At 72.0% G+C, this 7187-nt stretch carries 7 protein-coding genes; 4 read left to right on the forward strand and 3 right to left on the reverse strand.

The window, feature by feature from the left end:
* Window positions 1-96: 96 nt before the first annotated feature.
* Window positions 97-321, reverse strand: coding sequence for an acyl-CoA carboxylase subunit epsilon (locus HYE82_RS31915; RefSeq protein ID WP_179177692.1), 225 nt, complete (start codon window positions 319-321; stop codon window positions 97-99).
* Window positions 318-1562 carry a cytochrome P450 gene (locus HYE82_RS31920; RefSeq protein WP_179177693.1) on the reverse strand — a complete coding sequence of 415 codons (1245 nt, stop codon included), beginning with the start codon at window positions 1560-1562 and terminating at the stop codon, window positions 318-320. Before HYE82_RS31920 ends, HYE82_RS31915 begins: the two co-directional genes overlap by 4 nt.
* 225 nt (window positions 1563-1787) lie before the next feature.
* Here HYE82_RS31920 and HYE82_RS31925 point away from each other — a divergent pair, with 225 nt between their 5' ends.
* The 4 genes from HYE82_RS31925 (at window position 1788) to HYE82_RS31940 (ending at window position 5741) form a co-directional block, all read left to right on the forward strand.
* On the forward strand, window positions 1788-2837 hold the full coding sequence (locus HYE82_RS31925; protein WP_179177694.1) for a type III polyketide synthase: 1050 nt from the start codon (window positions 1788-1790) through the stop codon (window positions 2835-2837).
* Window positions 2838-2865: 28 nt separating this feature from the next.
* Window positions 2866-4083, forward strand: coding sequence for a cytochrome P450 (locus HYE82_RS31930; RefSeq protein ID WP_179177695.1), 1218 nt, complete (start codon window positions 2866-2868; stop codon window positions 4081-4083).
* The gene (locus HYE82_RS31935; RefSeq protein WP_179177696.1) at window positions 4080-4616 is read left to right on the forward strand and encodes a cupin domain-containing protein; all 537 of its coding nucleotides are present in this window, start codon (window positions 4080-4082) and stop codon (window positions 4614-4616) included. Before HYE82_RS31930 ends, HYE82_RS31935 begins: the two co-directional genes overlap by 4 nt.
* 84 nt (window positions 4617-4700) lie before the next feature.
* The gene (locus HYE82_RS31940) at window positions 4701-5741 is read left to right on the forward strand and encodes a hypothetical protein (RefSeq protein ID WP_179177697.1); all 1041 of its coding nucleotides are present in this window, start codon (window positions 4701-4703) and stop codon (window positions 5739-5741) included.
* Here the strand turns inward: HYE82_RS31940 and HYE82_RS31945 are convergent.
* A partial coding sequence (locus tag HYE82_RS31945) for an MFS transporter (RefSeq protein ID WP_256987955.1) occupies window positions 5730-7187 on the reverse strand: 1458 nt, incomplete at its 5' end. The two genes, HYE82_RS31940 and HYE82_RS31945, sit on opposite strands and share 12 nt — an antisense overlap.

Consider the following 7187-nt stretch of genomic DNA (forward strand, 5'->3'; position numbering starts at 1 on the left):
GCCCCGGCCGCTCCGACCGCCCCCGCGGCTCCGGCGGCGTCCGCGTAGGCGCGGACACCGCCGGCCCCGGCGCCGACCCGTCCGGCCCCGGCGCCCTCAGTGGGTGAACGGGGGCCGAGGGCGGGCGCGCCAGGAGTGCACGGGATGGTCGGTCGGGGACGGCAGGTTGCGGTCCCAGTGGGCGCGGTGGCGCCGGGTCGAGTGATGCGGCACGGCCATCGCGCCCGTGCGCGCCAGGACCATCAGGGCGGCCGTGAGGGCCGCCAGTTCTATGTGGTCGGGGCGGCCCTTGACCACCTTGATCCGGTGGCGGCGTATCACCAGGACACCGGGAGGGACTTGGGGCCGCGGATCAGCCCGCCGGCCTGCCACTCGATCTGCTCGGGCGGGACGGCCAGGGCGAGCCGCGGGTAGCGGTCGAGCAGTGTGGCCAGCATGAGCTCGGACTCCATCCGGGCCAGCATCGAGCCGACGCAGTGGTGCGGGCCGTTGCCGAAGGCCATGTGGGCGATCGGGCCGCGGTCGAAGTCCAGGGTGTCGGGGTCGGGGAAGACCTCGGGGTCGCGGTTGGCGGCCAGGTACGAGGAGTAGACCGCCTCGCCCGCCTTGATGCTGACCCCGGCGATCTCCACGTCCCGCGTCGCGATCCGCGGCAGGCCCACTCCGCTGCGGTGCGGGATGAAGCGCAGCAGTTCGTCGACGGCCTGGGGGATCAGCTGCCGCTCGGTGCGCAGCCGTTCGAGGTGCTGCGGATGGGTGAGAAGGGCGTACACCATGTTGGCGCTGTTGTTGCGGACCGCGTGCGCACCGCTCACCAGGATGGCGGTGGCCAGGGAGACGGCCTCGTCGTCGGTGATCTCGCCCGCCTCCGCGGCGGCGGTGAGCACTCCGCCGAGGTCGTCGCTGTGCTTCTTGCGGCGCATGTCGAGCAGGGCCACGACGGTCTCGCGGACCGTCTTGAGGGCGTCGACGCTCTGGGCGGGGGCCGGGCCCGGCGTCATGGCCACGTTGGCCCAGGAGGTCATGCCCGCCCGCATCTCCTGCGGCATGCCCAGCAGGTCCGCCACGGCCGCGAGGGGGAGCGGGCCGTGCAGGTGCTCGACGAGGTCCGCGGGCGAGCCGTGCTGCTCCATGGTGTCCAGGAGGCCGTCGAGGGTCTTCTGCACCGTCGGGCGGAGCCGGTTCATCGCCTTGCCGGTGAAGGCCCGCGCCACCACCCGGCGCATGTTGTTCAGGCGCGGCGGGTCGGCGTAGTTGAGGGACGCCTTCTGCGAGGCGATCGCGTGCGGGGACGAGGCGGTCACGGACCGGCCGACCAGTTCCTCCCTGCTGAAGCGGGGGTCGGTCGTGGCCGCCTTGACGTCGCGGTAGCGGGACATCAGCCACGCGCTGCCCTGGCCGAACGGCAGCTGGATCCGGGCGGCCCGTCCCTCCTTCAGCCGGTCGTGCAGGAACGGGTCGAACTCGAGGGCCTCGAAGTCGTCCAGGCTCCAGAAGTGCACCGTCTCGTCCGTGTCCGGGCCCTTCCCGGGCTCCACGGCCGTGTGCGGGTCTGACGTCATCGTTCACATCTCCCTGCGTGGATGGCACCCCCCGCGGCACGAGCCCGCGAAAAACGGACTTCCGCGGACATCTCGACCTCCCCATCCCTTCCCGTTCGCCACACCGGTCGCTGCCTTCCTCCGGCAGCGTCACCGGATTGGCCCATGTCCACCAACGCCGTAGTCCCGCGCGCGCTTCCGCCCGGGGTCCGTGAGGCTGTGTCAGACACGAAAGGAGAGCCACCCATGGCGACTCTGTGCAGGCCAACAGTGTCCGTGCCCGAGCACGTGATCACGATGGAGCAGACCCTCGACCTGTGCCGGTCCGTCCACGCGGACCACCCGCAGCTCGAACTGGCCCTGCGCCTCATCCGGAACACCGGCGTCGCGAAGCGGCACATCGTGCAGCCCATCGAGGAGACCCTCAAGCACCCCGGTTTCGAATCGCGCAACGCCGTGTACGAGTCCGAGGCCAAGGCGCGGGTCCCCGCGGTGGTGCGGCGGGCGCTGGAGGACGCGCAGCTGCGTGCCAAGGACATCGACATGATCATCTACGTGTCGTGCACGGGCTTCATGATGCCCTCGCTGACCGCCTGGATGATCAACAAGATGGGCTTCCGGACGGACACCCGACAGCTGCCCATCGCCCAGCTGGGCTGCGCGGCCGGCGGGGCGGCGGTCAACCGGGCGCACGACTTCTGCACCGCGTACCCCGAGGCGAACGCCCTGATCGTCTCCTGCGAGCTCTGCTCGCTCTGCTACCAGCCGAGCGACCTGGAGGTCGGCAACCTGCTCTCCAACGGCCTCTTCGGCGACGGAGTGGGCGCCGCGGTCGTCCGCGGCCGCGGCGGCACGGGCATGAAGATCCACCGCAACAGCTCGTACATCATCCCCCGGACAGAGGACTGGATCATGTACGACGTCAAGTCCACCGGGTTCCACTTCAAGCTGGACCGGCGGGTGCCCGGCACCATGGAGCCGCTCGCCCCGTCCCTCAAGGAGCTGGCCAAAGCCCACGGATGGGACGCCGCCGCCCTGGACTTCTACATCATCCACGCGGGCGGCCCGCGCATCCTCGACGACCTGAGCAAGTACCTCGGTGTGGCACCCGAGGCATTCCGCTTCAGCCGGGCCACACTGACCGAATACGGCAACATCGCCAGCGCCGTCGTCCTGGACGCACTGCGCCGACTCTTCGACGAGAACGGCACGGCCGACGCCGCGAAGGGCCTGCTGGCCGGATTCGGCCCGGGCATCACCGCAGAGATCTCACTGGGCAGCTGGACCTCGCAATGAGGAACCGGGTGAGGGAGGAATCCGAAGCATGCTGAAGGACGGCCCCGCAACCGCACGGCCACCCATCACGCACTGGCCCACCCCGGCCCTGGACGGGGTCGACTTCGACCCCGTCCTCGCCGGCCTCATGGAGGCGGGGCCGGTCACCCGGATCCGCCTCCCCAACGGGTCCGGCTGGGCCTGGCTCGTCTGCCGGTACGACGACGTGCGGATGGTGGCCAACGACCCCCGGTTCAGCCGCAAGCTCGTCGCCGAACACGACGTCACCCGGCTGGCCCCCCACTTCATCCCCGCACCGGGCGCGGTCGGCTTCGAGGACCCGCCCGACCACACCCGGCTGCGCCGCACCGTCGCGGCCGCGTTCACCACCACCGGCGTCGAGCGGCTCCGCCACCGCGCCATGGAGATGCTCGACGGCATCGTCGGGCAGATCCTGGCCGACGGCCCGCCCGTCGACCTCACCGAGCGCCTCCTCGCGCCCTTCCCGCTCGCCGTCGTGTGCGAGCTGATGGGCGTGCCCGAGAAGGACCGGCCCATGGTCCACGAATGGACCTCGCTCATCCTCTCCTCCGCCCAGGGCGCCGAGCGCAGCGAACGCGCCAAGGACGAGGCCCTGGCCTACCTGGCCTCACGCCTGCGCTCCGGGGACGTGCCGCACGACGACAGCGTCATCGGACTGCTCGACCAGGCGGTCCGGGACGGCGAGGTCACCCTGGAGGAGGCCACCGGCCTGGGCCTGCTCATCCAGATCGGCGGCGAGGCCGTCACCAACAACGTGGGCAACATGGTCTACATCCTGCTCACCCGGCCGGACCTGATGCAGAGGCTGCGCGACGAACCCGCCCTGCGCCCCGCGGGCCTGAACGAGCTGCTGCGCTACATCCCGCACCGCAACGCGGTGGGGCTCTCCCGGATCGCCCTGGAGGACGTCACCGTCGCCGGCCACCTCATCAAGGCCGGCGAGGCCGTCTACGTCTCCTACCTGGCCGCCAACCGCGACCCGGACGTCTTCCCCGACCCCGACGAGCTGCACCTGGAACGCAGCCCCAACCCGCACGTCTCCTTCGGGTACGGCCCCCACTTCTGCCCCGGCGCGATGCTCGCCCGCCTGGAGTCCGAACTGCTCGTCGACGCGCTGCTCGACCGCTTCCCGGACATCCGCTTCACCGTCCCCCCGGACGAACTGCGCTGGCGGCCGGGGGCGCTGATCCGCGGCCCCGAGGGCCTGCCGGTGACCTGGTCATGACCGCGCACGTCGTCCGTGACGGCCTGCTGGTCCCACCCGGCCACGGGCGCACCCTGAACACCGACGCCCAGCAGGTCACCTTCAAGGTCACCGGCGAGCACTCCACGGTGGCCTCCAGTTTCGAGGTCGTCGTCCCACCCGGATTCGACGTCGGGGCCCACCGGCACGTACGCAGCGAAGAACTGTTCTACGTCCTGGAGGGTGAACTCGACGTCATGGCGTTCGAGCCGCGCGTGCGCAGCGGCGACGACTGGCGACACTGGGAGTCGCTCGACGGGCGCCAGGTGGTACGGGCCACCCCCGGCACGGTCATCGTGGTCCCGCCAGGCTGCCCCCACGCCTTCGCCAACCCCACCGGCCAGTCGGCCCGCATGTTCTTCCAGGCCTCACCGCCACCCGACCACGAGCGGTACTTCGAGGAGCTCCTCGCCCTGCTCGACGCGAGCGCCTCCCCGGATCCGGCCGCGGTCAGCGAACTGCGGGCCCGCTACGACATCGAACAGCTCACGCCACTGCGCCACGAGCTGTCCTGACCAACCACCACACACCACGTACCACACCTCACGCGTCACGTACGCGCCACTCACCACCACCCACCCCCACGCTCGGGAGAATTGATGCTGCGCACTCGCCGCAAACTTCGCACCGCCACGTACGCCCTGGCCGGTACGGTCGTCGCCGCTGCCGCCCTGGCGGCGGGCCCGGCCGCCCAGGCCGCCGATTCCCTGCCGTCCTACTGGTGCTACATCAACGGTGTCGAGGCCCGGTCCGGCATGACGGTGGTGAGAGGCACGTCCGGCGCCGACACGATCCTGTGCGAGAACGACGTCGAGAACGTCATCATCGACGGCATGGGAGGCGACGACAACATCCGGGTCAAGGGCATGGTCGTCGACTCCCAGGTGCTCGGCGGCGAGGGCGACGACACCATCCAGGTCAACAACCTCTACCCGCGGGGCGGCAACTCGTCCGTCCGCGGCGGCGCGGGCGACGACACCATCATCACCGCGCTGGTCGTGGGCACGGCCGCGCACGGTGCCACCGTCTACGGCGACCACGGCGCCGACAAGATCACCACGGGCAGCGTGCTGGGCGAGCCGGGCGAGTACCAGCGCGGCGGCGGCCAGGTGTTCGGCAACGACGGCAGCGACACCATCCGCACGGGCAACGTCGACCTCGGCGGCCGCGTCCTCGGCGGCAGCGAGCACGACATCATCGAGCCGAAGTCGGTGGGCGCGGAGTCCGCGGGCATCGTCCAGGGCGGCCCGGGCAACGACACGGTCCGCGGCCAGGCCGACACCTTCCTGGTCATCGGCCCCGGCTACGGGCAGGTCGACGGCGGCCTCGGGACCAACTCCTGCAAGATGAAGCACTTCTCGACCGGCGAGCGGGTCCGCAGCTCGATCGCGAACTGCACGGTGGCTCCGGAGCCCACGACCCCGACGGCCCCCTCGGCGTCCCTTCCCGCGAACCCGGCCGCCCCGGTGAACCCGGCGGCTCCCGCGAACCAGGCCAAGCCGGCGACGCCGACGGCGCCCTCGGGCTCCGCTGCGGTTCCCGGGGGTTCCGCCCCCTCGGCGCCGTCCGCCTCCTCCTCGTTCCCCAAGGAGCCGGCGGCGCCCGGGCGTCCGGCGCGCCCCTCGGACTCAGGGGTCTGACGGACGGCGGCCGCCCGGAGCGCGGTGCGCGCGCTCCATGGACAGGCCGCCCGGCAGCAGGAACAGGGTCAGCACGGCCCCGGCGGTGAAGATCGCCGCCGAGGCGGTGAACACCGTGTGGTAACTCTCCAGGGCAGCCCGCGCCATCAGTTCCGGCGCGGGCTGCCGGCCTGCCAGGACGCGGGAGAAGGTGCCGGCGGCCAGGGTGCTCATGAGCGCCGTCCCGACCGATCCCCCGATCTGCCGCATGGCGTTGACCGTCGCGGAGCCCACGCCTGCGTCCCGCGGGTCGATGCCCGCCGTGCCGAGGTTCATGGCCGCTGCCGTGATCAGCCCCATGCCCAGGCCGGTCGCCATCTGGCCGGGCAATACCTCCACGGCGTACGGGCCCGAGGCCGACAGGTTCGACAGCCAGGCCATCCCGCCCGCCGAGAGCAGCATGCCCGTGACGATGCGCGGCCGGCCGCCGACCGTGCCGAGCAGCCCCATGTTGCTGCCGATCGCGCTGAGCATGGTGCAGCCGGACATCGGCATGAACGCCAGGCCGGTCGTGGCGGGGCTGTAGCCGCGGGTGTGCTGGAAGTAGTACGTCAGGAACAGGAACACCCCGAACATGCCCACGCCCGTGATCAAGACGGACATCAGGGCCGTGGCCCGGACCCGGTCGAGGACGATCCGCAGCGGCAGCAGCGGGTGCGCGCTGCGCCGCTGCCACCAGACGAACGCGGCCAGCAGCGCCGCACCGGTGGCCAGGAGGCCCAGGGGCTCCCGTGACCGCCAGCCGTGCGGGCCCGCCGTGGCCAGCCCGTAGACCATGCAGAACAGCCCCGTCGAGGCCAGGACCGTGCCCGGCAGGTCCAGTCGGGGCGGGGCGGTCGGCGCCGTCCGGCGCAGCAGCAGCGCGCCGCCGGTGACGGCGACGGCCGCGAACAGGACGTTCACGTACAGGGTCGAGCGCCAGCTCAGGTGCTCGGTGAGTACCCCGCCGAGGAGCAGGCCCACCGCGCCCCCGGAGGCGGCCAGCGCCCCGAACACGCCGAAGGCCTTGCCGCGTTCGGCGGGCGCCGAAAAGGTCGTGGTGAGCAGCGAGAGCGCGGCCGGGGCCAGCAGGGCCGCGAACACGCCCTGCAGGGTGCGGGCCGTGACGAGGACGCCGAAGGTGGCCGCCGCGCCGCCGAGGGCCGAGGCGGCGGCGAAGCCGAGCTGGCCGGCGAGGAAGGCCCGGCGGCGTCCGATCAGGTCGGCCAGGCGCCCGCCGAGCAGCAGGAGGCTGCCGAAGGCGATCGCGTACGAGGTGACCACCCACTGCCGCTGGTGGTCGGTGAATCCCAGGTCGGCCTGGATGGAGGGGAGGGCGATGTTCACGATGGTCGCGTCGAGGACGACCATCAGCTGGGCCAGGCCGATGACGGCGAGGACCCACCAGCGGCGCGGATCGGGCGGGGC

The organism is Streptomyces sp. BR123 (genome assembly GCF_013401435.1).
Lineage (GTDB): Bacteria > Actinomycetota > Actinomycetes > Streptomycetales > Streptomycetaceae > Streptomyces.